Raw genomic sequence first — 25198 nt, 5'->3', positions numbered from 1 at the left:
GTGCTTGTCAAGGCGGGAAAGATGCCTTGACAAGCACCCCCAGACCGCAGGGGAGCTTCGTATCGGGGTGCGGGGGAGGGGCTGGGTGCCTCGATCTTTGGGTGCACCGGTGCGGTTTGGTTACTCCCAGACTGCTGTTTCTGGGTTTACTCCGTGGGTGATTGCGTTGGCGAAGATCACGTCTCGTAGCCAGCTGGCGAGCCCGGGTGCTAGCGCGTCGTAGTACTCCGTGTAGCCGGTCTCGTCCACGAACTTTCGCCCGATGCACACGTGCATCGAATGCGTGCAGTCGAAGTACCGCGACAGCGTCGCCCGATGCTGCTCCGCGAGGGCGTTCGCCTCTGGTGACCCGGGCTCGACACCAGCTCGTCGCGCCTTGGTCAGGTCTGCGTGGAGGGTCTCGTGCTCGGCTGCGGCTTCCTGCCAGTCTTGCGGGGTCAGGTCGGTGGTTCGCTCGCGGTACTCCGCCCACTGCTTCGTGTCGCCCCAGCGTTCTGCGGCCTCGTCGACCCACTCTGGGTTCCAGTCGGAGCCGAAGATCTCGACCTGTTCCTCGGCGGTCAGTTGCATCCCGCCTCGAGTAGCCGCTGCCATGCGGTCTACTGCGGAGACCATGTGTTCCAGTTGTTCGATTCGCTCCCGCAGTTCGCGGCGTTGGCGGGTCAGATGGGCATGCGCGTCGACGGTCGGGTCGTCTAGGAGGCGGCCGATTTCCGACAGGGGGAAGCCGAGTTCGCGGTAGACGAGAACCCGGTGCAGGCGCGCGATGTCGTCGGCGGAGTACACGCGGTAGCCGGACCTGGTGCGCTCGCTTGGGCGCACCAGGCCGACCGCGTCCCAGTGGTGCAGGGTTTTCACACTCACGCCGACGAGCGTCGCCGTGCGTCCGACAGTGAGGCCGTCTTGCTCGGTCACGGCCTCAGTGTCGCAGCTCACTGCCGTGGGACGTCGATCCCCACGGCGCGCATCCGCTCCGCGACGGGGCCGTCCGGGTCGATCGGCTCCGCCGCGGTCATCACGACCGTTGTGCCTTCCGGCGTGACGACCGTCAACTCCCGCGAGTTCCACGGCATCAGCTCCGGTCCAGTAGTGCAGCCCGGCGTGATTTCCTCGCACCGCTTGGCGATTTCGTCGAGTTCGCTGAGCACGCAAGAGAAACTGACGCTGGCCTCGCTCGGAGCCGCGGGTGTCCCCGGCTTGAGCAGCACGTCCTGAAACGCCCAGCGGCGCAGGTGCACGACCTGGCCGGGGAGGGTGAAAAGGTTGTCGAAGCCGAGTCCGCGAAGCCAGAAGTCCGTGGAAGCTTCGAGGTCGGCAGTGGGCACGTTGGGAAACATCGGCATGCCGTAGAAGCCGAGGTAGTTGCCCGGAGACACCGCGTCGTAGGCGGGCATCGGAACCGGGCCGCGAAATTCGTTCATGTCGATGAGCGTGCAGCCTCCTGCCGCAGGAGGGTCAAGCCCGCCGTAGCGGTCGCGCGGGTTTCTCCGACATAGGTGCAGAGCCTTCGACGACTGCCAGAGCATTTCGGCTTCGACGTCGCCAGGCAAGGAGGGTCACCATGACTCGATCGATCAGGCTGAGGACAGCCATTCTCGCCGGAGCGTCGGTGTCCGCCCTGCTAGCAGGATGCGGCGGCGGTCAGCCCGGCGACGGAGCTTCAGTGGATTTCGTCCAGTACCAGACGGACGCGGGCTCCGGCTCGCCGCCGGGAGTCTCGTTCAGTCTGTTGTGGACCTTCGACCCGGAAACCATGCAACTCTCACCCAGCGACTGCACGGCGGCCCAGGGTGACGAAACCCGCCTGGAAACCGATACGGCCACCTGGCCCGATGTCCTGAAACAACCCATGGACAACGCCGAGAAGAACTTCCGCGCGGCGATCGCCGCCTGCTCGTCCGGCGACTTCACCGCGATGACGAGCGACATCAACCAGGGCAAGGACAGCCTGGCAGCCACCCGGGACGCGTTCGGCGCGCACTGCAAACCGACGAGCGACGCGACCAAGTTCGCCTGCTAGAGCTGAGCGTGGCCGGGTCAGTTGGGTAACAAAAAGCACCCCGTGACCTGGTCGGTCCCGGGGTGCTCTGGTGTGGCAGGTGAGGGATTCGAACCCCCGAAGGCTGAGCCGTCTGATTTACAGGCAGGCCGCCGGAGGCGTCCTTTCTGCTCTTTGACCTGCAAGTTCTCTTCTGATCTAGGGGCGTTGACTGGCGACTGGCCCACAGATGGCCCACGAAGGGCCATCTGCGGGCCGTCTCGCAGCTGCGCGCCGGGCCGTCACTGTCCGCCCAGCCATGCGGCCAGCTTGGCACGCGCGCTCGTTTCGCCGCCGGCGATGCACTTCGCGTACACGCGCAGCAGCACCGCCACCGTGTGGCCGGCCCACTCGGCGACGCGCACCGGGTCGCCCGTGGCGTTGAGCGCGATGGAGACGAACGCGTGGCGCAGGTCGTACGGGCGACTCGCCAGCGGCGAGGCGACGACCTCAGCGGTGAATGTGGCCTCCCGCGCCCGCTTCCAGACGCGCTGGTACACGCTGCTCGACAGGCGGCGGTCGTCCCGCTGCCCGCGGACCAGTCGGCCGTCCGGTGCGACCCCGTAGGCGGTAACGTGCTCGTGCACGATCCTGGCCAGTTCTGCGGGGCACGGAGTCGTCCGTCCCTCTCCCAGCTCTCGGTGTTTGAGCTGTTCGCGCCTCTCGCCCCGCTGCCCGGAATCCGTCCACTCTCCCCCGACGTCGGGGGACGCGTCCCGCAGATGGATCTCACCATCGCTGAACTCCCACTGTCCGGTCTCCTCGTTCAGCTTCGGTGCCGGAACCTCGAAGTCCCCGAGTCGGACCTCTACGGCCTCTTCTGGCCGCAACCCGGCGAAGTACAGCAACGCGAAGAACACGACCAGCCGCGGCGCTATCACCCTGACTGCCATGAGGACGGAACGGAACTGAATCGGGTTGGCAACGCATCGCTTGTCGACTTGCGCCGTGACCACTTTCTGCTTTCGCACAGCCACTTCGTCAAAGGGGTTCTTGTCGATCGCCTTGAGGTCGATGGCGTAGTCGAGCGTGCTGCGAAACGCGGTTCGGCGGAGCCGGGTGGTGTCACGTGCCGCGCGCGAGCCGTCGCGGTTCTTGGCAAGTGCCGAGTAAACGGCGCGAAACGTGTCCGGGTCGGTCAAGTCGTCGACTGGTCGGCAGTGGCGCTCAAACCACCGGAGCGCGTCCGCGAAACAGGATGGTGGCTCTATCTCGCGGTGCTTCTTGTTGAATGCCCATCGCAGTGCTCGGGAGGCCAATCGAGTGTCGGGCCTGCTCGGGGAACTGGGTGCCATGTGCAGCGTGATGGCGATCAGTGAGTCCGCGATGCTTGATCGGTGTTTCGGCGAGCTGTCGTCCCATTTCATATCCGCGTACTTGCAGGCGAGCGTGAACCATGACAGGTGCGGCGTCTCTTTCTGCCGCGCCCAGCTGACCGGCAAGCCGTCGTTCTGATCGAACGCTTCGCCGCGCTTGGATGCTGACATCAGGTCCGCGCGGAAGCTGTCTGCCTGTGTGTATTGCTTGAACGGTTCGTCAAAGCGTTCTTTCTCGACCTTCCATCGCACCACGTAGCGGGCGGGTACGCGTTTGCCATTTGCCGCCGACTTGTAGCGCGTCTGCAGCGCCCAAACCGTGACCTTGTAGCTTGTGGCGCCCATTAGGCCGCTTCCTCTCCGCATGAGTCCATCCAGCGATCAAATTCTGCGACGCGTACCCGCAGCTCCCCGTTGGGAAGTTTTGTGCAGCGCGGTGCCGTGTTTTTCGCACGCCACTCGTAGAAGGTGCGGCGCGAGATCTTCAATTCAGTGCAGATTTCTTCGACGGTCAGAACGGCGAATGAAGCTCGTGCGGTCGCCATGGCTGCGCATCTCCCTGGGTTTGAAGCTGGGCGGGTGCGGTGTCGAACACAGCGGGCTCCTTTCGTCGGGTGTGACAGCGGGGTGGTGTGTCACGCGGGGTGTCACGGCTGTTTGTGCTGGTCAGTGGGGGTTGAGTGACGGAGTGACAGGTGTGACAGGCCGGGGGTGCCGTACCTGTCACTCCGGCGGCGTCAGTGCGGGGGGACGTGACAAGTGCCTGGTCAGGGGGTTAGCGCTGGGGTTCTTGGATGCTGATGAGGTGGTTGGCTTCGCCGCCGACTTGGATGGATGCGTCGTGGTCTTGTTGTTGGAGTGCTTTGCGGTTGGATTCGGGGACGAGGTGGGCGTTTCCGGTGCGGGAGAGGTCGCGCATGGCGCGGTTGAGTTCGTCGGGGTGGATGTCTCCGAGGGCTTCGCGCAGGTCGGTCAGGCCGATCCAGTCGCCGGATTGGCGGGCGAGGGTGCGCACTGCGGCCTGAATGCGTTCTTCGGTGGTGCCGGTCTTGGGGAGTCCGGCCGCGGCGGCTTTCCGGGCCGCAAAATCGGTTTCTCGGGTATCGGAGTCCGTGGCCGGTGCGGTGGTTTTGGGTGCGGGCTTTGGCGGTGCCTCGCCGGTGACGCGTTCGTATTTCACTTTGGCTGCGCCGACGGCGCTGATGTCGCCGGATTCGTAGGCGGCTTCGAGGGCGAGGCGTGCGCGGCGTTTGGCCTGGCGTTGGCGGGCTCCGGCTGCTCCGCAGCTGGGTCCGTTGCAGCGTCGTCCTCCGGCCCGGCACATGTTCTCTCCTTTCGGCGGTGTGACCTGCGGTTTGTCACGTCCCCTCTCGAGGGGGTGCGCGGTCGGGCGGTGTGACAGCGGCGTGGGGTGTCACGCGGGGTGTCACACCTGTTTGTGCTGGTCAGCCGGGGTTGAGTGACAGCGGTGACAGGCGTGACAGGGCCGGGGTGTCACCGCTGTCCGCACGGCCGGGGACGCTGTACTCGCCGCCGGGGGTCTTGTGGAGCTGGCCGGCGTCGGCCATGCGCTTGCAGGTCTGGCGGATCGTGTTGGGGTTGAGGTCGAGCGATTCGGCGACGAGCTTCGGAGCGAGCGGCCCGTGTTCGCGCAGCAGCTGCAGGATCGCGGCGCGGGTGTCGGCGACGAGGTGGTCGCTGGCGGGTCCGTCCAATTTGGTCCACGCGCCGGCGTGCGCGTCGAACGTCATGGCGTAGTCGGTTTCTTCGACGTCGCGGCCGGTCACGTGCAAGACCCCGTCGGCCTGCCCGCGTCCGCGTTCGAGGACCAGGGTGGCGTCCATCGCGCCGGTGAGTCCGGCGGTGCCGGACACGAGGTCTTGCCAGTCCTCCGCGCCCTGTTTGCGGACGTGGTGGATGAGCAGGAACGGCACGCCGTAGTGGTCGGCCAGCTGCTTGAACCGGCCGGCCGCGGCGTAGTCGGCGCTGTAGGCGGACGCGCCCTGTTGGACGGTGCCGCGCATTTTCTCGAACGTGTCGATGATGACCAGCCGCGCGGACGGGTTCTCTTCCAGCCATTCGACCAGGACGGCGTCGCCGCCGTTGGTCATGGTGGGGCAGGCGGTTTCGAGGGTGAGCAGCGGCGCGGCCCGGCCGCCGGCGGACATCTGCTGCCGCCGGCGGCGCTGCAGCCGCCGGCCGGTGTCCTCCAGCGCGCAGTAGAGGACCGGGCCGCGTTCCACCTGGATCGAGTTGAGCGCGAGGTCGCCGTTGGCGATCGCCGCGGCGATCTGCAGTGACAGCCACGATTTCCCCAGCTTCGGCGCGCCGGCCAGCATGTTGACCCCTTCGGCGAGCAGCCCCGGGACGGCCCAGCGGACCGGCGGGAACTCCTCTCTCATCAGCTCCGCGTCGGTCCACCGGGTACGGCGGGCGGGCGGTGCGGGCACGGCGGCCAACGGCCGGGGTGTGGTCATGGCGAACCTCCGAAGTGCGGAATGTCAGGCAGCGGCAGGGAAAGCGGGCATCAGGCGGCCACCTGCCGGGGCCGGTTCGCGCCGGCGCGCAGTCCGGAGCGGATCGTGGCCAGCGCCTGCCGCGCGCTGTACGCGCCGCACGCAATGTGCCGTCCTGCGGCTGCTGACAAGGCGTTTGTCACGTCCCCCTCGTCCAGCGCGCCGCCGGCCACGAGCTGCCCGAGGGCGAGCGCGGCGGCGTAGAGGGCGGCGTTGCGGCTCCCGCCGGCGGCGGCGTGCACCTTCCCGCACTCGGCCGTGACCGCGGCTTCGAGGTACTTGCCGTGCCGGTCGGCGGCGGGCCGCACCGGCAGCGCGGGCGGGGCGGGCAGCGGGCGCGGGGTCAGCCGCTCGGCCAGCCATCCGGGCAGCGGAGCCACCGGGACGTCGGCGAGCAGTTCGTACCGGCCGCCGGCGGTGACGGTGCCCGGCCCGACGACGTACCCGCCCCACGCCCGGGTGTCCACCTTCCACCCGAGTCCGCTCCCGCGTTCGCCCGCTGAGCTGCGCAATGTCACGTCCCCCCGCGTCGAGTGATAGAGGTGCAGGCCGCCGGAAGGGGTGCGGACGGTGAGGGTGTCGCCGGGCATCTCCTGCCCGGCCTCCTCCGCGAGCACCGCCAGCACGTCTTCCCCCGACACGGCCCCGGCTTCGGCCCAGCGGGCCGGGACCTGGTCGCCGGGCTTGGCGGTGTCGAGGTCGATCACGCACAGCCCGGACGGGCCGGTCGCGATCCCGATCCCGTACGGGGCGTGCGACCACGCGGCGCGGATCAGGTCGGGGTCGGTGGTGGCGCGCTGCTCCCAGGTGCGGTGACCGCCGGCGCAGCGGCCGGTGCCGGGGCAGGCGTCCTCGCCGTGGCCGGCGGGGCGCTTCGAGCCGGGGCGCAGCGGGAACACGTGCCAGCCGCGGGCGGCGGCGTCGAGCGCGGCGGCCGTGAGCGTGCTGTCCGCTGTGGTCATTCCGACCACCCCGCGTTCGGGTCGACGTTCGGCGCGTCGGGGTCGACGTTGTAGACCTTCCACGGGTCAGGCAGGTTGTTGATGAACTCGGTGTAGGGGTCGCCGGGCGCGGTCTCGGCCGGGATGCGCCGGACCGGCAGCCGGTCGGCTCCCAGCAGCTCGGCCTGCTGCGCGGCCCATGCGTCCATGGCGGCGTCGTCGCCGTCGGCGAAGTCCGGCCGGGCGGGCACGGTGCGCAGCTGAGGGTGCTGCTCGAACAGCCACGCCTTGCACCGCTCGCTGTAGGCGATCGCGGTCATGCCGGCCCCGCCCATCGGCCGCCCGACAAGGAAACCCACGATTTCCCGGTATTGCTGGGGAGTGGAGGGCAGGCCGTGCGTGACGGCGAGGATCGAGTACAGGTCGAACACGCGCACGTCGTCGTTGGTGGCGTTCATGGTCACTTACCTCCGTTGGCGGCGTAGACGGCGAGGCAGGCGGGGCACTTCGTCACCGAGGCGGGGAACCACGGGGTCCGGGAACCCTTGCGGGGACTGGTGAGTCCGCAGTAGCTGGTGTAGGTGCCGTTCCACCACGAGGTCTTCGCGACGAGGTGGTAAATCTCCTTGCTGGCCATCGGATCTCCTCTTGTCGGTTACGGTGTGTGCCTGTTTTGGGCATGGGTCGGGTAGCGCGTTGTCCCGGGAGGGAGTCGCGTCACGGGGTGTGGAGATGGGGTTTCGGTGCGTGATCGGCGGGTGGCGGGGCGGGGGTCCCTCGCCTCCCTGGTCGTGGTCGTTGCTGGTCAGCTGAGGGAGGCGGGTCCGGGGAGGCGGTGAGGGAGAACTCCCCGGTTTTCGCGGCCTCCCTTAGTCGCTTCCCTCGGTTTCGTCGCCGTCGAACTCGGCTTCGTCGTCACGCTCCGCGATGGCTTCGCGGACGCGGGCGGCGCTGACCTGGCTGACACCGCCGGTCTTGTAAGGCTTGGCGGACTCGGGCAGGGCTTCGCGCAGGTCGCTGAACGTCCAGCCGCTGTAGGTCTTGCGGTCGAGTTCGGTGAGGCCCTGCAGCACTTCCTGGGTGCGCATCCGGGCTTCGGTGCCGATGACCTTCGCGATGTCGGCGAGGTGGTCGACCCGCTCGGCCCGGACCTCGGCCGGTGCCGCGGCGGCGGGTGCCTGAGACTGCAGTTCCATGGCGCGTTTGGTGACGCGGCCGGCGTCTTTTTCGTTGACGTAGAAGGAACGCAGCAGTCCGGGTTGTGCGGTGAAGCCGCGGGCCATGCAGGTGCCGACGTCGCCGGGGCCTTCGTCCGTCTTCGGCGCGAGCCCGACCGCGCTGATGCCGGCCTTGTAGGAACCGGTTCCCAGCACCGCGTCATTGGCCATCTGGTCGCCGATCGCGAAGCACGCCTTGTTGCTGGCCACCGAGGTGATCTTGCGCGGCAGCGCGTCCTTCGACGGTTCCGGCGTCAGGAAAATCAGGGTCATGGCGTACTTGCGCGCGGTGGACATGAGCTTGGAGGCGACCTCGATCGCGGTCTTGCCGTCCTTGCCCATGAACAGGTTCTGGCATTCGTCGATCACCACGACCCGCGGCCGGAGCCGACTGTCCTTTTCGGCCACGTCGCGGGTGACCGCCCGGACCCCGTGCTCCTTGATGGCCTGTCCGCGCACGGTCAGGTCGTCGTACAGCTCGCACAACAGGTTCAGGCACTTGTCCACGGTCTCGTCGCCCGCGCCGGTGGTCAGCGAGTTCAGCCGCGGTTTCATCGGGTCGTAGTCGGCGTTTTCGGCCATGACCACGACGTCGATCACGGTCAGCGGGTCGAGGATCGCGCCAAGCACCAGGTTGATCGCGAGCGTCGACTTGCCGGATCCCATCATGCCGCCCAGGGCGTAGTTCGCCTCGAACAACCGGCCCTTGACCACGTCGCCCTTGAGCGTCACCCCGACCGGCACGCCGGCGAAGTAGTCGGCCTGTGCGTTGTCGAGGTCTTCGAGCAGCGGCCACGGGCCGACCGGACCGGACAGCGCGCCGGGCTTGGCCACCCACAGGTCCAACATGGACGGTTGCGGTTCGGTCGGCCACACCTCGCGCGGGTAGCGGACCAGGTTGTGCGCCAACATGGTCTTGCGCTTGACGATCTCCTCCACCGGGCACGCCGGCGGCAAGGCGACCTGGGTGCGCCATCCCTTGCCGTCCACCACGGGCGGGGTGATGAACCGGATCCGCCAGCCGTCCTTGACCGCCTTGTTGAACCCCGGGATGTTCAGGTTCTTCAAGGCGTTCAGGATCGTGTTCTCGTCCGGGAGTTCGTCCATCGCGTCGCCCTCGGCCTTGGGGGCGAGCCACTGCGGGGTGTCGCCGTGGGTGCGGCCGGTCTGGTACAGGTAGCCCAAACCGAGCACGGTGCCCCCGACCAGGAGGAACACGCCGTAGGTGGTCAGGAACCACACCGTGAACGCGATCGCGTCGAGCACCGCGCCGATCGGCGCGAGCACCTCGGCGACATCGCCGTTTTTCACCGCCAGGACCATGCCGATCCCGAGCAGCAGACCCGCCAGGCCCAGCAGCCCGACGACGGTGGCCTTGATGACCTTGCCGGGCGCGGAAATCCAGTCCTGAACCCGGTCGTGGCGGCGCTGCTTCTCCGCGACGTCGGCTTCCTGCCAGTAGCGCAAGGCGTCCTGGTCGCCGGCGGCTTCGGCGGCGCGCATCTGGCGTTCGTACCGGTTCGCGCCGTGCGCGTCCCGGTAGCGGCGGACCACGATCTTGGCCCCGGCCGCCGGGTAGGCGACGACGTGGCGGAACGCGGCCTTGGTGCGGTCGTGCTTGGCGACGGTCTTCGCGGTCCGCGCCACCACGACCGCGTCCCGGCGGTAGCCAGCCCAGCGGGCGAGCGCCTGTTCCTTCTGCGACTGGGCCTTGCGGAGTTCGTAATCCTCGCCGTCGATCACTTCGTCGGCGTCCAGCACAGGGCCGGTGTCTTCGCGGGTGGGCAGGCGGTGCACGGTGGCCAGTTCGCCGGCGGGTTCGGTGGCGTCCATGGGGGTGTCCTCCGGGTTCACTGGTGGTCGGCCTTGTACTCGTCGCGCAGCTGCCGCGCGGCCTTCGGCGCGCAGCGGAGCGCCTTGCGGATCGACTCGGCCGACGCGGGATCGATCGACACCGCCGGGTCCTCGATCGCCGCGGCGAACTCGTCGCGAAGCTGGCCGATCGTGCGGGTCTTCGGGGCGCGGTGCGTCTTGCGCGGGGTCGATTTCGGCTGGTCGGACGGCCGATCGAGGGTCAGCGTCGGCGCGTCGGCGATCGGGGTGTCGTCGACGGGTGCGGCGGGCTGGTCCTGGGCGGCGAGCCATGCGCCGATCTCGTCGGCGAGCACGTCCCCGACCTGCGCGGGCGGGTCGACGACGCCGGTGAGGACACGGCCGCGGACGGTGCGGGTCAGGGTGTAGCGGCCCGGGGTGAACACCAGCCGCGCGGTCCCGTCCTCGCCGATCTCGGCCACCGCGTCGCGGACGGCGGCGGCGCGGACCTTCGCGACCTTGCGGGCCGCGGCCCGGTCGATCCGGGCGGTGTCAGCGGCGACCCGGTCGGCGAGGCGTTCGGCCTTCGAGCGGCGCGGGGCGGCGACGGCGACCTGGTGCGCGATGACGCCGGCGACCGACACGATCCCCATCACCAGCGCGACGTCCGGGCCGCGGTGCAGGCCGTGCAGGACGTTGAGCCCGAACCCGATACCCGCGAAAATCCAGGTGCCGGCCTGCAGCGCCCAGACCGGGCGGTCGGGGTGGCGGTGCCGCGAGATCTCGACCGCGAACGCGAACGCCCACATGCCGAGTTCGGACAGGGCGGGCAGTCCTGCGCCGGTCCAGGCGGCGTAGGCGTCGCGGCCGTAGCCGGCCATCGCGGGGACGGCCATCACCGCGGACACCACCGCCAGCAGGTAAATCGGCAGCCGTGCCCGGTTCGCCGACAGCCAGCCCAGCACCCGGGCGCGGGCCGCCTGGCGGGCGGCAGTGCGGGCGGTGCGGCGCTGGTCGGCCAGATCCGCGGCGGCGGCGCGGTCGGCGCGGCGCTCGGCCGCCCGCGCCGCGGCAGCGGACAGGGTCCGGTCGAGCTTGGCCGCGGCGTCGCGGCGGGACTGTTCGGCAGCGGCGGCGCGGTCCGCGCGCCGGTTCTCTGCGAAGCTGCTCATCACGCCTCCTTGTGCTTGCGGGCGCCGGCGGCCAGCGCCGGGGCCGGGGCGGTGTCGGTGGTGGTGATCTGTTGCGGGGCAACGGTTTCCGGGCCGTTTCCGCGGCGGCGAGCGGCGATCTCGTGCCCGGCCCACGCGCCGCCGGCGACAACGGACCCGAGGGCGAACCAGCCGGTGAACAGCGCGGCGAGCACGAGCGGCGCGGTCACGGCGAGCAGTTCGGCGAAGTGCCACACCACCCACTGGATGGCCTGGTCGGTGCGGGTGCTGGTGTGTCGAGCGGTCATGACGTTCACCTCCGTTCAGCGCGGCGGGGTCAGGCGGCCGGCGCGGGCCGCAGCGAGGACCAGGGACCAGCGCACGGCCTTGCAGGCGACGACCGCGCCGGCGACGCCGGCGGGCAGCACCACCCACGTCGTCGGGAACGCGACGACCAGCGTGATCAGCACGCCGAAGAACAGCGCCGCACCGCGCAGGTTCGCGCTCATGTCGTGCGCCACGGCCTCGCAATAGGCTTCCTGCCAGGTCAGCCACATCCGGTGCTCCGCGCGTCGCCTACGCATGACGGGCCTCCCTGCTCTCGTGCGGAAAGAATTGGTTGACCGGACGGTTCGGCGGGCGGCTGGCCTGTGCGGTGGCGTAGCGGTCGAGTTCGCCCATGACGCCCTCCAGCACCCGCGCCACCAGCACGAGCGGGATGCGGACCAGGTGCAGGACCAGGAACAGCAGGACCGTGACGGCGTGGCGGATCAGTGCCAACGTCCCGTAGCGGGACAGGACCTCGAAGGTGCTCACGACCGGCCACCCCGCTTGCTCGGGTTGGTGATCCGGTCCCACATCTGCCCGGCGTCGTGGCCGAGGCCGTAGCCCATCCGCGCGCCCAGCGCGGTCGCCGCGGCCAGTGCGAGGGTCGCGTGGACCTGGGCGAGCGCGGCCCGTTCCATCCGGGTCTCGTGCGGCATGGCCCCCATGACGTCGCCTTCGACCTGCTGGGTGAGGAGGTCGGCCATGGCGTAGTGGTCCGGTCCGTTCATGCTCCGGTGGCTCATCGGTTTCCCTCCTGGCGGCGGCTTTCGCGGGCGATGCGTTCGTTTTCGCGGGTGACGTGGTCGTGGATGTCCCACGGGTTCTCCGGTGCCGGGTTCATGCCGCGGCCTCCACCTGGTCGGCCAGTTCGTCGTCGAAACAGGTCCAGCACTGGCGGGTGCTGGTCGGGACGCAGTAGCCCTTGACCTGGGCGCAGTCGACGCAGGTGCGGCGGGCTTCCATCGCGTGATCCATCTGCCCCGGCGCGGCGTGGCGCTTCGGCGCGGCCAGCTCCACCGAGAACAGCTCGCTCACGGTTTCGCGGGCATAGGGCTTGCGGTGCCGGAAAACCAGCAACGCCACCGGGTCTTGGCCGTTCGGTCGCAACCCGGCTTCGCGCAGCTGCGAGCGGGTGAGCAGGGTCGAGGGGGCTTCGCCCCACCCGAACACGGGCAACTGGTCGCGGTACCCGCGGCAGAGCGCGATGTGGTGGGTGCGGCCGTCGAACACCCGCGTCACTTCCTGGCGGCGGTTGCGCGGGTTCACCGGGCCACCACCGGACGGTCGATGTGCAGGTGCAGGACCCGGGCGCGGATGCCGCGGGCGAGCAGCAGGCTGGTCACCGAGTCGGCGAGCACCACCGAGCGGTGCCGCCCGCCGGCGCAGCCGATCGCGAGCGACCGCATCGCGAACACGGTGCCGGTGTCCTCGCCCAGACCGGCGGCGATCGCGTCGGCCAGCGCGTAGACGTAGCCGACCGCGCCCGGCTGGGACAGGACCCGGGTCCGGACCGCGTCGTCGCGGCCGGTCAGCTCACGGAACGCGGGATCGTGGTGCGGGTCGCGGAACATGTGCCGCACGTCGGCGACCAGGGCCGGGTGCCAGGCCGGAATATTCGCGTCGTGCAGGAACCCGAACGAATAGACGGCGACCTGCGGGAACGTCGCTACCATCGGACCCTCCTCCGTGCGGTCATGAGGCTGGACGTGGGAACCCGGCGCGGCGTGCGCGTTCTTGGCGGAGTGGGCCGCCGCGTCGGGGCTGGAGGTCAGGCGGGTGTTCATGCCGACCACCGCCGGTTGGAGGTGCGGCCGGACACGCTGCGGGTCGAGGCGTCGATCTCGACCCCGCGCGGCGCGGCCAGGTCGATGTCCCCGGACACGGTCTGCGCGGTCACGGTCGAGTCGGCAACCGCGCGGATCGCGACGTCGCCGGAGACCGTGCGGACGTGGGCGGAGCCGTCGAGGTTGCGCACCTTGACGTCGCCGGACACGGTCTTCGCCCGGACGGTGCCGCACGCGTCGGTGTCGATGTCGCCGGAGGTGGTGCGCAGGTCGACCGCGGAGGCAGCGGAGACGTCCAGGTCCCCGGAGACGGTTTCCGCCTCGACCCAGGCCAGCTCGCCGCGGGCGGTGAGGTTCGGGGACCGGCCGGTGAGGGTGACCGTCGACCCGGCCGGGACCGTCGCGTGGATGCGGACACCGCCGCCCCCACCGATGACGATGGTGCCGGAACCGTCGATGAACTGGTCATTCACGATGGTCACGCCGTGGTTGACGCCTCCGATGACCATCCCGACCACCGAGCCAACCACCATGTCGCCCGCGACGGTCACGTTGCCGTAGTGGTTGCGGACGACCGTGGTGCCTCCGCTGCTGTGCGAGCGGGGGACGGTGACGGTCAGGCGGTCGCCGCGGGATTCCATGGTGGCGGCCTGGACCAGGCGAGTGGCTTCGTCGTCGCCTTCGCGTTCCGGGTTCAGCGTGACCTGGGCGAAGGCGTAATCGGGCGAGGCGTTGACCACGACGGTGGCGACGTCCGCGGCCAGGGCCAGCTCGACCGGGCCGGGGGTGGCGTGGGTGATGGTGTGCGTCTCGGACATCAGGCGGCCTCTCCCTCGAACGCGGCCGTGACCTGCACGCGGGTCGGCAGCGACCGGAGCACGGTGCGGCCGGCGCGGCGGCGGGAGCGGTGCGCGCGGGTCTGGTCGGTCAAGTCGCACAGGAACGCGGCCTCGGCGGCGTGCTCCTCGGCCTCCAGCTCGCCGTACACCTCCTGCAGAAGCGCGTCGATCCGGGCTTCGGTGAGGCCGTCCGGGTAGTAGCCCTCGGTGTCCTCGGCGTAGAAGTTGGCGTCCATCGCGGTGTTCCTCTCTCGAACGAAACGGCAGGTCAGACTTGGTTTCAGAAGCGGTTGAAGAACGTCTGGACCTGCGAGACGACGTAGTCGAAGGCGTGCGCGGTCTCGACCGGCGCGACGATCACCCGCCACACCAGAAGGCCCACCAGGACAAGGCCGACCAACTTCGCCTTCTTGCCCGAACCCGGGAGCTTGAACCCGGGGAACGCCTGCTGCTTCGCCATCTCGTCCTCCTCGTGTTGGCGGATCGGGAGTGATCCGGACCACCAAGAAGCTAACAGTTGAATGGAAGACAGGTCAACTGTTAGGTGTGAAATCGATCGAAAGTCGTCTCTGAGCTGCGGGAACTCTGCACGCAACTGATAGGTTCTGATATGGTGTCCGATCAGTTGACCCGTTGGGCGTCGCTAGCCCAGGTAGGAGTGCGCATGTCTCGTCCTCGAAGCTCTTTGGCTAGGTCGGAGCCTCTGGCGCAGCAGATCGCCCGGAACATCGAGAACGACATTCAGGCGGGAAGGCTTCGCCACGGCGAGCGACTTCCGTCGTCGCGCGAGCTTGCGCAGGAATGGGAGGTCAGCGTCTTCACGATCAACGAAGCCATGGACTTGCTCGGAAAGAAGGGGCTGGTCGTGAGCAAGGCCCGATCGGCTCGAACCGTGAATGCCCCCGACCAGGAGGTGCGTCGTGAGGCGAGCACCTCGACGCCTCAGGTGATCATGATCGGTGGGTATGCCGGCAGCGGGAAGACCGAACTGGGGCGGGTTTTGGCCCGCGAGACCGGTTGGCCGATGCTCGACAAAGACTCGCTGACTCGCTTTGTGGTCGAAGCGGCGCTGGAAATGATGGGACTTTCGCGAAACGATCGTGAATCAGAGGAATATCTGACTCAGATTCGCCCAGGAGAGTACTCGTCGCTACTTGAGGCGATGACTGAAAATGTTCAGGTCGGAAACAGTGCTATTGTTACGGCTCCCTTTATTCGGGAGTTTTCGGATGAGGCATGGCTTAATCGGCAATTTGCCGCGTGCCGCAACCTCGGCGCGACCTTGACTGTTGTGTGGGTGTATTGCGATGAGGAGACCATGCACACCTACGTCAAGCACCGGGACGCGCCGCGGGACAGTTCCAAGCTTGCAAATTGGGAAGGCTACATGAAGGGCGTGAACCTGAACTTCCGTCCACCTGTTCCACATGTAGTAATTGACAATTCTGTTTCCGGCGGCCTCTTGGTTGACCAGGCGCGCAGTCTTGTTGCAAAGGTAGTGGAGGGGGAGTAATGGCGAATGCCGTAAAAGTTCTCGTTAGCGGCGAATCGGACGATCTTGTTGGGCGTGAGTTGCTTGAGCAGCTGGGTGGCGTCGAAGTTGTCGAGTACGACCCGAATGCGGATCGCCTTAACGACGAACAGCGGGCAGCGGAAATTCTGATTCCGCCGTACCGGGGCAGCCACAGGCCGATTCCAATGCTGGCCCAGCTTGCTCAGCTCCAGATGGTGCAGCTGCTATCTGCGGGTGCCGATGAGTGGGCAGGAGACGTTCCCGCGTCGATCACCCTGGCTACGGCGCGGGGTGCCCATGCCGGCCCGGTCTCGGAGTGGGTCCTGTCTGCGATTCTTGCCCAGCTTCGTCAGTGGCCGGCGCTTGTCCGTTTCCAGGATCAACACACGTGGGCGCATCGCAGGTACCACGCGGATACTCTTGCCGGAAAACGTGCACTTATCGTCGGGGCTGGCGCGATCGGAACTGCGGTTGCCCGTCGACTTGACGCTTTTGATGCATCCTCAACGCTGGTTGCGAGCAATGCGCGGTCTGGAGTGCACGGGCCGGATGAACTGCCGAACCTGATTCCAGGTCATGCGCTGGTGGTGATCACGGCACCTCTCACTGAGGCAACGACGAAGCTTGTCGACTCACGGTTTCTGGGCGCGATGGACGATGGTGCGCTACTCGTGAACGTCGGTCGCGGGAAGATTGTCGATACGGATGCTCTTGTCTCCGAGGTTCAATCGGGACGCATACGCGCCGCGCTTGACGTCACCGATCCGGAGCCGCTTCCAGCTGACCACCCACTGTGGGAATGCCCCGGGGTGATCATTAGCCCCCACTCGGCCCGCACTGTCCCCGGGACGAATTCGCTGTGCTATCAGGTGGCAGCGGAGCAGATATCGGCGTTCGTGAAAGGTGCTGAGCCGGCCAACCTGGTGAGCGACAGGCGGAGGTGAAATCGGGGGCGGTTGGTGCGCCGCGGCTCGCCCTTCTTGGGTGCTGACGTGGTCTGCGGCGGGGGTTTCGTGGTCAACGCCGGTTCCCGGATTCTCTGCGCTCGTTCACTGTGCGTCCTGCTCAGGGGCGGGAAGTGTCTGAATCCGGCGGCCTGAGATGGGCGCCCGGCGGCGCGTGGCGCTGCCCTGGTGTCACTGGACCCCCGCAAGCGGCACAGCGGCGCTCAGTGCCTCTTTTCATGTGCGCTGTGAGCGCAGCGGGGGGGGTGACACCTTGGGCCGGTCGCGCCTGTCACACCTGTCACTCTGTCACTCAACCTGTGCTGACCTGCACGTTTAGGTGTGACAACAGAGTGACAGCATCCAGAGCAGTTGTTCCCCCACACTCTCTCTATGTCACTGCTGTCATGCAGACGGCAAAAGCGGCTGAAACAACGGGGGGTTGATCGCCCTCGAACCCCCCCATTGTTTCAGCCGCTTTGCTTGTGGTTGGTCTCAATCGCAAGGCTGACTGCGGACGTCTGAGGCCACCCGAGTGCCCCGCAACCGTGCAGATCAGGTCGTGCCCACGCTGGCCCACAAATGGCCCACGGGCGCCCGCACACGCTCGCATATGACCGCACACGGCCGCACAGACGAAGAACGCCCCTCTTGCCTGTAAGTCCAGGTGAGAGGGGCGTTTCGTGTGGTGTGGCAGGTGAGGGATTCGAACCCCCGAAGGCTGAGCCGTCTGATTTACAGTCAGATCCCTTTGGCCGCTTGGGTAACCTGCCATGGCCGGGCGAACCGGCCGGGAAGAAGGATACCCAACGGCCCGGACGGCCGGTCAACCGGGATGCCCCGGCGCTACGCTGGGGGTCCCTGACGAGCTGAGACAAGGTGTGAGGACACGTGGCGGATCCCTCTTTCGACGTGGTGAGCAAGGTCGACCGCCAGGAGGTGGACAACGCGCTGAACCAGGCCAGCAAGGAACTGGGCACGCGGTTCGACTTCCGCGGCACCGGAACCGGCATCAGCTGGTCCGGCGAGGAAGCCATCGCGATCGAGTCGGAGACCGAAGAGCGCGCCCTCGCGGCGGTGGAGGTCTTCAAGGAGAAGCTGATCAAGCGGAACATCTCGCTGAAGGCCTTCGAGGCAGGCGAGCCCGCGATCTCCGGCAAAATTTACAAGGTCAGCGGCAAGATCCTGCAGGGCATCGCGTCGGACAAGGCGAAGCAGATCGCGAAGTTCATCCGCGACGAGGGCCCGAAGGGCGTGCAGGCCCAGATCCAGGGCGACCAGCTGCGGGTGTCGGGCAAGAAGAAGGACCAACTGCAGGACGTGATCTCCCTGCTGAAGGGCAAGGACTTCGAGATCGCTCTGCAGTTCACCAACTACCGGTGACTCTCGGGCCTGCTGGCGTCCGGATCAGGATTCCAGCAGGCCCTCAAAAGGCGGTAAAGGTCCAATCCGCCTCGAACGTCTCCACCGCCACATACGTGGGTCCGGTGAGCGGGAATTCCCCGGTGGTTTCGCCGATGTGGTTCACCACCAGATGCCGATACCCGTCGGCCAGGACCCAGACTCCGTTCGAGCCCTTCGAGCCGGTGAAGAACTTCCCCCAGGTCGTGTTCGGGGGTACCGCCAGGACCGCGTCCCCGTGGCCGTTGTACGGCTTGCCGGGCTCGACGACCGGCACTCCGCGGTAGTCGGTGATCGTCGCGGTCCACGAGCCCTTTGCCTCGACCGTCAGCGTGTGCACCGGTTTGCCGCCGGGGGAGACGTTGAACCAAGCCGTCCCGTGGTAGGCGTCGCCGTCGTTGACTAGCAGGCTTTCCGTGCCGTCCGTCGTCACGGCGATGTGCCCGGTGCACTTCGGACAGTCGAAGGTCAGGAACCCCGAGATCCCGGACGGCCAGGTCAGCGGGACTGTCGCGTTGTTCTTGCCCTGGTGGGTTTCCGTCGGGTTCTCGGCGAGGCGGGGCTTTTCCGGTTTCGGCGGCGGAGGCAGGGCCGGCGCGGGGGTGCGGTCGGGCTCGTCCGGCAGCTGGCGCACGATCGCCCCGACGCCGGACGGCTGCAGCGAGCACGACGCGGTGATCGCCACCGCCGCGCAGACAGCGGCGAGACGACCGACAGTGCGGCGCATGGTTCCCCCTAGCGTGCCCCGGCGGGGCCTCCGGATGATCTTTCGTCACGCTCCGCCCGGTCGTTACGCAGCGGGTGCCCCTGAACAGCCCAGCGATGTCCTCGAAGGGGTGGACTCACGCGGGTGACCAGGCGAAATCGATGGTGTCGAGGCGACCACGTGGTGTAATCGCGCGTCTGGTCGTGAGAGGAGTTTCTGGATGCGCCGCTGGACTCCCGTGCTTGCCTTCCTCACCTCGCTGGCGGTCCTCGTGACCGTGATCGCGCCGGTCGCGGAGGCAGCGGGCAAGAAGTTGCTCGTACCCGGTTTCGGCTCGTACCCGCGGCTGGTGCGGCTGGAGTACTCGCCGTTCGGGCGCGGGAACATCATCGCGGCGCTGACCAGCGAGGACGGCAACGGCCGGTTCGCGCCGATCCTCGAGAGCACCGACGAGGGCGAGACCTTCCACCGGATCAGCGAGATCCGCGACCCCGACGCCAAGTTCGGCCAATGCTGCGGAACCCTCTACGAACTCCCGCAACGGGTCGGCCGGCTGCGCGCGGGCACGCTGCTCTGGGCGGCGACCTACCGGCAGGACTCAGGCCCGCAGCGCCGGATGGGGATCAAGGTGTGGGCCAGCCGCGACGGCGGCCGCAACTGGCGGTACCTCTCCGAAGCCGCGCTCTCGCACAACCACGACGGCATCTGGGAACCCGAGTTCACCGTGGACGCCGGCGGCACGCTCTGGCTCCACTACGCCGACGAGACGCAGGCGCCGAAGTACGGCCAGGTGCTCAACCGCGTCGCCTCGACCGACGGGATCAACTGGGGCACCAAGCAGCTCACGATGGCCATCGGACCGTCCCGGGTGCGGCCGGGCATGCCGAACATCCGCAGGCTGCCCGACGGCCGGTACTGGTTCGGCTACGAGATCTGCAACTACCGCGACCGCTACTGCGACCCGTATTACAAAATCTCCGCCGACGGCGCGAACTGGGGCGACCCGTCCGACCCCGGCACCCGCGTGAACACCGCGAACGGCAACTACTTCCAGCACGCCCAGACCACCACCCTGTTCCCCGGCGGCCCGAACGGCGTGCGGCTGGTGATGGTCGGCCAGATCTACACGCGGGCCGACGGCACCCCGGTGTCCGGCAACGGCCAGACGCTGCTGGCCAACGACAATTTCGGCGCCGGGAACTGGTACGAACTCCCCGCGCCGGTGCACATCACCGGCATCTACAACAACTACTGCCCCAACTATTCGTCCACCGTGCTGCCGGTCGACGGCGGGAAGAACGTGGTGGAGATCGCCACCGAGTACGCGAACGGCTGCCAGGCGTATTTCGGCAAGGGTCCCGCGTTCTGAGTTGAGCGGAGTCCCAGACGGCCTCGAAGCTCACTCGGTACGGTGAACACCACCACCGCACGTGAGGAGGGGCTGTGAAGGGCATCGTGCTCGCCGGGGGCAGCGGAACCCGTCTGCACCCGATTACGCAGGCCGTGTCGAAGCAGCTGCTGCCGGTCTACGACAAACCGATGATCTACTACCCGATCTCGGTGCTGATGCTGGCCGGGATCCGGGAGATCCTGATCATCTCGACGCCGGCCGACCTGCCGAACTTCCGCCGCCTCCTCGGCGACGGCAGCCAGTTCGGCCTGTCCTTCTCGTTCGCGGAACAGCCGAGCCCGAACGGTCTCGCCGAAGCGTTCGTGATCGGCGCGGACTTCGTCGGCGACGATTCGGTCGCGCTGGTGCTCGGCGACAACATCTTCTACGGCCAAGGTTTCTCCACCACCCTGCGCACCGCCGCGACCGACCTCGACGGCTGCGTCCTGTTCGGCTACCAGGTGAAGGACCCCGAGCGCTACGGCGTCGGCGAGATCGACGAGAACGGCACCCTGCTGTCCATCGAGGAGAAGCCGGAGAAGCCGCGGTCGAACAACGCGATCACCGGGCTGTACTTCTACGACAACGAGGTCGTCGACATCTCCCGCAACCTGAAGCCCTCGGCGCGCGGCGAGCTGGAAATCACCGACGTCAACCTCTCCTACCTGCGCCGCGACCGCGCCAAGCTGATCGAACTGAGCCGCGGGTTCGCGTGGCTCGACACCGGAACGCACGATTCGCTGCTGGAGGCCGGGCAGTTCGTGCAGGTGCTGGAACACCGGACCGGCGTGCGGATCGCGTGTCTGGAAGAGGTCGCGCTGAAGATGGGCTTCATCAGCGCGGACGAATGTCATGCGCTGGGGACGAAGCTGGCCAAGTCGGGGTATGGCGAGTACGTGATGAACGTGGCTTTGCTGGCGGGGGCGCAGAACTGATTCCTTCTGAGGCCTGGGCTGACGACGGGGCGCTGGGACGGTTGTCGGCGAAGAATCGGTACGCGGACTTGGAACACGGCGGCCCATTGTGTCCAAATAGGACAAGGGAAGTTCGGGGCGGCTCGACTTCTCCTGAGTTCCCGTACAGCACAAGGGGTCCTCACCGAAATCTCCGGTGAGGACCCCTGCTTGCTACTGGCGATCAAGCCGCCTGCCGAACCTCCGAAGAAGCAGGCGTAAGCGCCAACTCCAGCACCTCCCGCACGTTGGCCACCGCGTGCACCTCCAACTGGGACAGCACCTCAGCAGGCACGTCGTCCAGATCAGGCTCGTTCCGCTGCGGGATGATCACCGTCTTCATCCCCGCCCGGTGCGCGGCCAGCAGCTTCTGCTTCACCCCGCCGATCGGCAGCACCCGCCCGGTCAGCGAAACCTCTCCGGTCATCGCTACATCAGCCCGGACCACCCGCCCGGACAGCAGCGAAGCCAGCGCGGTCGTCATCGTGACACCGGCCGACGGGCCGTCCTTCGGCACCGCTCCCGCTGGGACGTGGACGTGGATTCCCCGCTCTCGCAGGTCTCCCACCGGCAACTCCAGCTCCGCCCCGTGCGACCGCAGGTACGACAGCGCGATCTGCACCGACTCCTTCATCACGTCACCCAGCTGCCCGGTCAGCTGCAGGCCCGAAGCCCCGCTCTCCGGATCGGCCAGCGACGCCTCGATGTACAGCACGTCCCCGCCAGCGCCGGTAACGGCCAAACCCGTTGCCACGCCTGGCAAAGACGTCCGCTGGGTCGCCGTCGGCAGCGAGGATTCCGGCACGTGCCGCGGGCGGCCGAGGTAGGTTTCCAGGTCCTCGGCGGACACCGAAAGCGGCAGTGAGACCGAACCCAACGCCACCTTCGTTGCGATCTTCCGCAGCACCTTCGCGATCGTCCGGTTCGCGTCGCGCACTCCGGCCTCGCGGGTGTACTCGGCGGCGATCCGGCTGAACGCGCCGTCGGTCAGCACCACGTCTCCGGGTGCCAGGCCGGCTCGCTCAAGTTCGCGCGGCAGCAGGTGATCCCGCGCGATGGTGACCTTTTCGTGCTCGGTGTAACCGTCCAGCGTCACCAGTTCCATCCGGTCCAGCAGCGGGCCGGGGATGGTCTCCAGCGCGTTGGCCGTCGCCAGGAAGACCACATCGGACAGATCCAGCTCGACCTCGAGGTAGTGGTCGCGGAACGTGTGGTTCTGTTCCGGGTCCAGCACTTCGAGCAGCGCGGCCGTCGGGTCGCCGCGGTAGTCCGCCCCGACCTTGTCGATCTCGTCGAGCAGCACGACCGGGTTCATCGAGCCGGCTTCCTTGATGGCCCGCACGATCCGGCCCGGCAGCGCGCCGACGTACGTACGCCGGTGGCCGCGGATTTCCGCCTCGTCCCGGATGCCGCCCAGCGCGACGCGGACGAACTTGCGTCCCATCGCCTTCGCCACCGATTCGCCCAGCGACGTCTTGCCGACCCCGGGAGGACCGGCGAGCGCGAGCACCGCGCCGGAACGCCGTCCGCCGACCGGGCCGAGGCCCGATTCCGCGCGGCGCTTGCGCACGGCCAAGTACTCGATGATCCGTTCCTTCACGTCGTCCAGACCCGCGTGGTCCGCGTCGAGCACGGCCCGCGCGGCGGCGATGTCGTAGACGTCCTCGGTGCGCTCATTCCACGGCAGCTCCAGCACCGTGTCGAGCCAGGTGCGGATCCAGCCGCCTTCGGGCGACTGTTCGGACGTCCGCTCCAGCTTGTCGACCTCGGCCAGCGCGGCCTTGCGCACCTCGTCCGGCAGGTCGGCGGATTCCACGCGGGCGCGGTAGTCGTCGTCGGCCGCGGTGCCGTCGAGTTCGCCCAGTTCCTTGCGGATCGCCTCGAGTTGGCGGCGCAGCAGGAATTCCTTCTGCTGCTTCTCCATCCCGTCGGCGACGTCCTTGCGGATGGTCTCGGTGACCTCCAGCTCGGCCAGGTACTCCCGGCTCCACTCGAGGGCCTTCTCCAGCCGGACGCTGACGTCGAGCGCGGTCAGCAGCTCCAGCTTCTGATCGGTGGACAGGTACGGCGCGTTGCCGGCCAGATCGGCGATCGCGGAGGGCTCCTCGACCTGCTGGACGGCGTCGATCATCTGCCAGCCGCCGCGTTGCTGCAGCACGGAGATGACCACGGCCTTGTACTCCGCGGCGAGCTGCGCGGTGCGGTCGTCGGAAGTTTCGTCAGCCGCGTCGGCGTGCACCCAGCGGGCCGCGCCGGGGCCGTCGGCGATGCGGCCGACGGAGGCGCGTGCGGTGCCGCGGAGCAGCACGGCGGTCTTGCCGCCGGGAACGCGGCCGATCCGTTCGACGGTCGCGACGGTGCCCAGCTCGGCGTACTCGCCGTGCACGCGCGGGACGATCAGGACTTCGGCCTTGCTCGCACCGCCGGAGCGGATCCCGGGGAACGACGCGGTCGCGGGGGTCTTGGCCTGTGCGGACTCCACTGCGGCCCGGGTCTCTGCGTCGCCGAGGTCGAGCGGGACCACCATGCCCGGCAGCACGACGTCGTCATCGAGCGGGAGGACGGGCAGGAGGCGGGGGTCGGACATGTGCACTCCTCGAATAAGTTGAGTCTAAGGTGCTCAACTCTCCGAAGGGCGGGTTTGTTTCCCAGGGAGTGTTCGCTGGGAGAGAAGTCAGGGCTTCGCCGCGACGGCGCCCCAGGCGAACGGCCGGACCTCCGCGGCGAACTCCGACACCGGCTCGTCCGGCCGCCAGTCCGGCAGCGCGCTCATCCCCGGCTCCAACAGCGGCCAGCCGCCGAAGAACGGCCGGATCTCGTCGTCGGAACGCAGGTACGCCGGGTTCGACGTGTCCTTGTACGCGTCGACGAACGCGCGGACCTCGGCGGCTCGCTCCGGCGGCGCGTCGTCCCGGCAGGTGCCATGCGTGATGGCCAGCCAGGAGCCGGGCGCGAGCTGCTCGCGGTAGGCGGCGACCAGCTCTTCCGGCCGGTCGCCGGGGCCGAGGAAATGCAGCACGGTGATCATCAGCAGGCACACCGGCTGCGACCAGTCGATCAGCTCCTGGGTGATCTCGTCGGCGAAGATCGCCTCCGGATCGCGGATGTCGCGCTCCACGATCCCGGCCCACTCGGTCGCGTCCTCGTCTTCGAGGATCACTCGCGAATGCGCCGCGGCCACCGGTTCGTAGTCGACGTACACCACCCTCGCGGGAAGCTGATCGCGCACGATCTCGTGCACGTTGCCCGCCGTCGGCACGCCGGACCCGAGGTCGACGAACTGCCGGATCCCCGCGTCGAGCGCGGCCCGCACGACCCGGTTCATGAACGCCCGGTTCTCCCGCGACATCGGCCGGATCAGCGGCCACACCTTCTCGACGCGGCGGCCGAATTCCCGGTCCACCGCCCAGTTCTGGGTGCCGCCGAGGTACCAGTCGTAGATCCGGGCGGCGGACGGCTTGTCGACGTCCACGCCCCGCGGCGCGTCCGGCGCGGTCATGGCTTCTGCGCCACGGCGCACCAGGCGAACGGGCGCGCCTCCGCCTCGACGGCGTTCAGCTCGCGCTCCGGGCGCCAGTCCGGCAGATGCGTGATGCCCGGCTCCAGCAGCGGCCAGCCGCCGAAGAACGGCTCGATCTCCTCGCGGTCGCGCAGCCACATCGGATTGCTCGTCTTGCGGTACTGCTCGACGAACCAGCGCAGCCCCTCCAGCGCCGGACCGCTGCCGTCGCCCTCGCTCATCTGCGAGATCGCCAGCCAGCTGCCGGACACGAGCTTGTCCCGGTAGGCGCGCACGACGGCGTCCGGATCGTCGTCCGGGCCGACGAAGTGCAGCACCGCCATCAGCATCACGCACACCGGCTTGTCGAAGTCGATCAGCTCGCGTGTGCGCGGGTCGCTCAGCACGGCCCGGGGGTCGCGCATGTCCGCCTGGACGATGCCGGCCCAGTCGGTGGCCGCCTCGTCTTCCAGGATCAGCGTCGCGTGCGCCACGGCCACCGGCTCGTAGTCGACGTAGACCACGGTGGCCTCGTCGTCGTCCCCGAGCGCGGCCTCGACCACCTCGTGCACGTTGCCCGCGGTCGGCACGCCGGAGCCGAGGTCGAGGAACTGGCGGATGCCGGCGTCCAAAGCGGCCCGCACCACGCGGTTCATGAACTCGCGGTTCTGCTTCGCGCCAGGCCGGGCGAGCGACCACATCTTCTCGACCTTGCGGCCGAATTCCCGGTCCACCGCCCAGTTCTGCTTGCCGCCCAGGTACCAGTCGTAGACCCGCGCGGCCGAGGGTTTCTCGACATCGACGCCTTCCGGCGCTTTCGGCGCGGCGTCGGGCTTCTCGGTCACTGGGAC

30 protein-coding genes and 2 tRNA genes are annotated in these 25198 nt (G+C 68.3%); 6 read left to right on the top strand and 26 right to left on the bottom strand.

What is annotated here, in order from left to right:
- Positions 1-120: 120 nt before the first annotated feature.
- Positions 121-915 (bottom strand): MerR family transcriptional regulator, encoded by a 795-nt coding sequence (locus ACFXI3_RS28395; protein ID WP_378403532.1) that lies wholly within the window; start codon positions 913-915, stop codon positions 121-123.
- Positions 916-932: 17 nt separating this feature from the next.
- Complete coding sequence (locus ACFXI3_RS28390; protein ID WP_378403530.1) at positions 933-1421, bottom strand: VOC family protein; 489 nt, start codon at positions 1419-1421, stop codon at positions 933-935.
- A 140-nt stretch (positions 1422-1561) separates the two neighbouring features.
- On the opposite strand from ACFXI3_RS28390, the gene ACFXI3_RS28385 reads away from it, so the two are divergent.
- Complete coding sequence (locus tag ACFXI3_RS28385; RefSeq protein WP_378403528.1) at positions 1562-2020, top strand: hypothetical protein; 459 nt, start codon at positions 1562-1564, stop codon at positions 2018-2020.
- A 73-nt stretch (positions 2021-2093) separates the two neighbouring features.
- On the opposite strand, the gene ACFXI3_RS28380 is transcribed toward ACFXI3_RS28385, so the two are convergent.
- The 19 genes from ACFXI3_RS28380 to ACFXI3_RS28290 all read right to left on the bottom strand — a co-directional run bounded on the left by ACFXI3_RS28380 (position 2094) and on the right by ACFXI3_RS28290 (position 14401).
- Positions 2094-2164, bottom strand: a tRNA-Tyr gene (locus ACFXI3_RS28380).
- A 116-nt stretch (positions 2165-2280) separates the two neighbouring features.
- Entirely contained in the window at positions 2281-3699 is a 1419-nt protein-coding gene (locus tag ACFXI3_RS28375) for a tyrosine-type recombinase/integrase (RefSeq protein WP_378403526.1), read from the bottom strand.
- On the bottom strand, positions 3699-3899 hold the full coding sequence (locus ACFXI3_RS28370) for a helix-turn-helix transcriptional regulator (RefSeq protein ID WP_378403524.1): 201 nt from the start codon (positions 3897-3899) through the stop codon (positions 3699-3701). Before ACFXI3_RS28370 ends, ACFXI3_RS28375 begins: the two co-directional genes overlap by 1 nt.
- A 230-nt stretch (positions 3900-4129) precedes the next feature.
- Positions 4130-4678, bottom strand: a complete 549-nt coding sequence (locus tag ACFXI3_RS28365; protein WP_378403522.1) for a hypothetical protein — start codon at positions 4676-4678, stop codon at positions 4130-4132.
- Positions 4679-4799: 121 nt separating this feature from the next.
- Complete coding sequence (locus ACFXI3_RS28360) at positions 4800-5831, bottom strand: AAA family ATPase (protein ID WP_378403520.1); 1032 nt, start codon at positions 5829-5831, stop codon at positions 4800-4802.
- 50 nt (positions 5832-5881) lie between these two features.
- Positions 5882-6832 carry a bifunctional DNA primase/polymerase gene (locus ACFXI3_RS28355; protein WP_378403518.1) on the bottom strand — a complete coding sequence of 317 codons (951 nt, stop codon included), beginning with the start codon at positions 6830-6832 and terminating at the stop codon, positions 5882-5884.
- The gene (locus tag ACFXI3_RS28350; protein WP_378403517.1) at positions 6829-7269 is read right to left on the bottom strand and encodes a hypothetical protein; all 441 of its coding nucleotides are present in this window, start codon (positions 7267-7269) and stop codon (positions 6829-6831) included. The genes ACFXI3_RS28355 and ACFXI3_RS28350 overlap by 4 nt, the downstream gene beginning before the upstream one ends.
- Positions 7270-7271: 2 nt before the next feature.
- Positions 7272-7448 carry a hypothetical protein gene (locus ACFXI3_RS28345; protein ID WP_378403515.1) on the bottom strand — a complete coding sequence of 59 codons (177 nt, stop codon included), beginning with the start codon at positions 7446-7448 and terminating at the stop codon, positions 7272-7274.
- 232 nt (positions 7449-7680) lie between these two features.
- Complete coding sequence (locus tag ACFXI3_RS28340) at positions 7681-9861, bottom strand: hypothetical protein (RefSeq protein WP_378403513.1); 2181 nt, start codon at positions 9859-9861, stop codon at positions 7681-7683.
- A gap of 17 nt (positions 9862-9878) precedes the next feature.
- Positions 9879-11012 carry a hypothetical protein gene (locus ACFXI3_RS28335; protein ID WP_378403511.1) on the bottom strand — a complete coding sequence of 378 codons (1134 nt, stop codon included), beginning with the start codon at positions 11010-11012 and terminating at the stop codon, positions 9879-9881.
- A complete protein-coding gene (locus ACFXI3_RS28330; RefSeq protein ID WP_378403509.1) occupies positions 11012-11299 on the bottom strand; it encodes a hypothetical protein in 288 nt (95 codons plus the stop codon). Before ACFXI3_RS28330 ends, ACFXI3_RS28335 begins: the two co-directional genes overlap by 1 nt.
- A 15-nt stretch (positions 11300-11314) precedes the next feature.
- Positions 11315-11575: a hypothetical protein gene (locus ACFXI3_RS28325; RefSeq protein WP_378403507.1), complete on the bottom strand. Its 261-nt coding sequence runs from the start codon at positions 11573-11575 to the stop codon at positions 11315-11317.
- A complete protein-coding gene (locus ACFXI3_RS28320; protein ID WP_378403506.1) occupies positions 11568-11807 on the bottom strand; it encodes a hypothetical protein in 240 nt (79 codons plus the stop codon). The genes ACFXI3_RS28325 and ACFXI3_RS28320 overlap by 8 nt, the downstream gene beginning before the upstream one ends.
- Positions 11804-12061, bottom strand: a complete 258-nt coding sequence (locus ACFXI3_RS28315; RefSeq protein WP_378403504.1) for a hypothetical protein — start codon at positions 12059-12061, stop codon at positions 11804-11806. Before ACFXI3_RS28315 ends, ACFXI3_RS28320 begins: the two co-directional genes overlap by 4 nt.
- 94 nt (positions 12062-12155) lie before the next feature.
- Positions 12156-12584, bottom strand: coding sequence for an RRQRL motif-containing zinc-binding protein (locus tag ACFXI3_RS28310; RefSeq protein WP_378403502.1), 429 nt, complete (start codon positions 12582-12584; stop codon positions 12156-12158).
- The gene (locus tag ACFXI3_RS28305) at positions 12581-13102 is read right to left on the bottom strand and encodes an ATPase (protein ID WP_378403500.1); all 522 of its coding nucleotides are present in this window, start codon (positions 13100-13102) and stop codon (positions 12581-12583) included. The genes ACFXI3_RS28310 and ACFXI3_RS28305 overlap by 4 nt, the downstream gene beginning before the upstream one ends.
- On the bottom strand, positions 13099-13920 hold the full coding sequence (locus tag ACFXI3_RS28300) for a DUF4097 family beta strand repeat-containing protein (RefSeq protein WP_378403498.1): 822 nt from the start codon (positions 13918-13920) through the stop codon (positions 13099-13101). Before ACFXI3_RS28300 ends, ACFXI3_RS28305 begins: the two co-directional genes overlap by 4 nt.
- Entirely contained in the window at positions 13920-14177 is a 258-nt protein-coding gene (locus ACFXI3_RS28295) for a hypothetical protein (protein WP_378403496.1), read from the bottom strand. The genes ACFXI3_RS28300 and ACFXI3_RS28295 overlap by 1 nt, the downstream gene beginning before the upstream one ends.
- 44 nt (positions 14178-14221) lie before the next feature.
- Positions 14222-14401 carry a hypothetical protein gene (locus ACFXI3_RS28290; protein WP_378403494.1) on the bottom strand — a complete coding sequence of 60 codons (180 nt, stop codon included), beginning with the start codon at positions 14399-14401 and terminating at the stop codon, positions 14222-14224.
- Positions 14402-14605: 204 nt separating this feature from the next.
- Between ACFXI3_RS28290 and ACFXI3_RS28285 the strand changes: the two genes are divergently transcribed.
- On the top strand, positions 14606-15454 hold the full coding sequence (locus ACFXI3_RS28285) for a GntR family transcriptional regulator (protein WP_378403492.1): 849 nt from the start codon (positions 14606-14608) through the stop codon (positions 15452-15454).
- On the top strand, positions 15454-16398 hold the full coding sequence (locus tag ACFXI3_RS28280; RefSeq protein WP_378403490.1) for an NAD(P)-dependent oxidoreductase: 945 nt from the start codon (positions 15454-15456) through the stop codon (positions 16396-16398). The genes ACFXI3_RS28285 and ACFXI3_RS28280 overlap by 1 nt, the downstream gene beginning before the upstream one ends.
- Before the next feature lie 691 nt (positions 16399-17089).
- On the opposite strand, the gene ACFXI3_RS28275 is transcribed toward ACFXI3_RS28280, so the two are convergent.
- Positions 17090-17171, bottom strand: a tRNA-Tyr gene (locus tag ACFXI3_RS28275).
- Between the two features lie 118 nt (positions 17172-17289).
- Between ACFXI3_RS28275 and ACFXI3_RS28270 the strand changes: the two genes are divergently transcribed.
- Positions 17290-17781 (top strand): YajQ family cyclic di-GMP-binding protein, encoded by a 492-nt coding sequence (locus ACFXI3_RS28270; RefSeq protein ID WP_344269916.1) that lies wholly within the window; start codon positions 17290-17292, stop codon positions 17779-17781.
- 43 nt (positions 17782-17824) lie between these two features.
- Here the strand turns inward: ACFXI3_RS28270 and ACFXI3_RS28265 are convergent, their stop codons facing one another.
- A complete protein-coding gene (locus ACFXI3_RS28265) occupies positions 17825-18526 on the bottom strand; it encodes a hypothetical protein (RefSeq protein ID WP_378403488.1) in 702 nt (233 codons plus the stop codon).
- Positions 18527-18725: 199 nt separating this feature from the next.
- On the opposite strand from ACFXI3_RS28265, the gene ACFXI3_RS28260 reads away from it, so the two are divergent.
- Together ACFXI3_RS28260 and rfbA are read left to right on the top strand one after the other, a co-directional pair.
- Positions 18726-19874 (top strand): exo-alpha-sialidase, encoded by a 1149-nt coding sequence (locus ACFXI3_RS28260; RefSeq protein WP_378403486.1) that lies wholly within the window; start codon positions 18726-18728, stop codon positions 19872-19874.
- 74 nt (positions 19875-19948) lie between these two features.
- Positions 19949-20830 (top strand): glucose-1-phosphate thymidylyltransferase RfbA, encoded by an 882-nt coding sequence (gene rfbA, locus ACFXI3_RS28255; RefSeq protein ID WP_344269924.1) that lies wholly within the window; start codon positions 19949-19951, stop codon positions 20828-20830.
- 202 nt (positions 20831-21032) lie between these two features.
- On the opposite strand, the gene lon is transcribed toward rfbA, so the two are convergent.
- The 3 genes from lon to ACFXI3_RS28240 all read right to left on the bottom strand — a co-directional run bounded on the left by lon (position 21033) and on the right by ACFXI3_RS28240 (position 25192).
- A complete protein-coding gene (gene lon / locus ACFXI3_RS28250) occupies positions 21033-23435 on the bottom strand; it encodes an endopeptidase La (RefSeq protein ID WP_378403484.1) in 2403 nt (800 codons plus the stop codon).
- 87 nt (positions 23436-23522) lie between these two features.
- Entirely contained in the window at positions 23523-24347 is an 825-nt protein-coding gene (locus ACFXI3_RS28245) for an SAM-dependent methyltransferase (RefSeq protein ID WP_378403482.1), read from the bottom strand.
- Complete coding sequence (locus ACFXI3_RS28240; protein WP_378403480.1) at positions 24344-25192, bottom strand: SAM-dependent methyltransferase; 849 nt, start codon at positions 25190-25192, stop codon at positions 24344-24346. Before ACFXI3_RS28240 ends, ACFXI3_RS28245 begins: the two co-directional genes overlap by 4 nt.
- Positions 25193-25198: the final 6 nt, after the last annotated feature.

The organism is Amycolatopsis sp. NPDC059235, assembly GCF_042754125.1.
Classification (GTDB): Bacteria; Actinomycetota; Actinomycetes; order Mycobacteriales; family Pseudonocardiaceae; genus Amycolatopsis; species Amycolatopsis albidoflava.
Note: the sequence above shows the minus strand (reverse complement) of the source record. Positions and strands in the feature narration are given on the sequence as shown.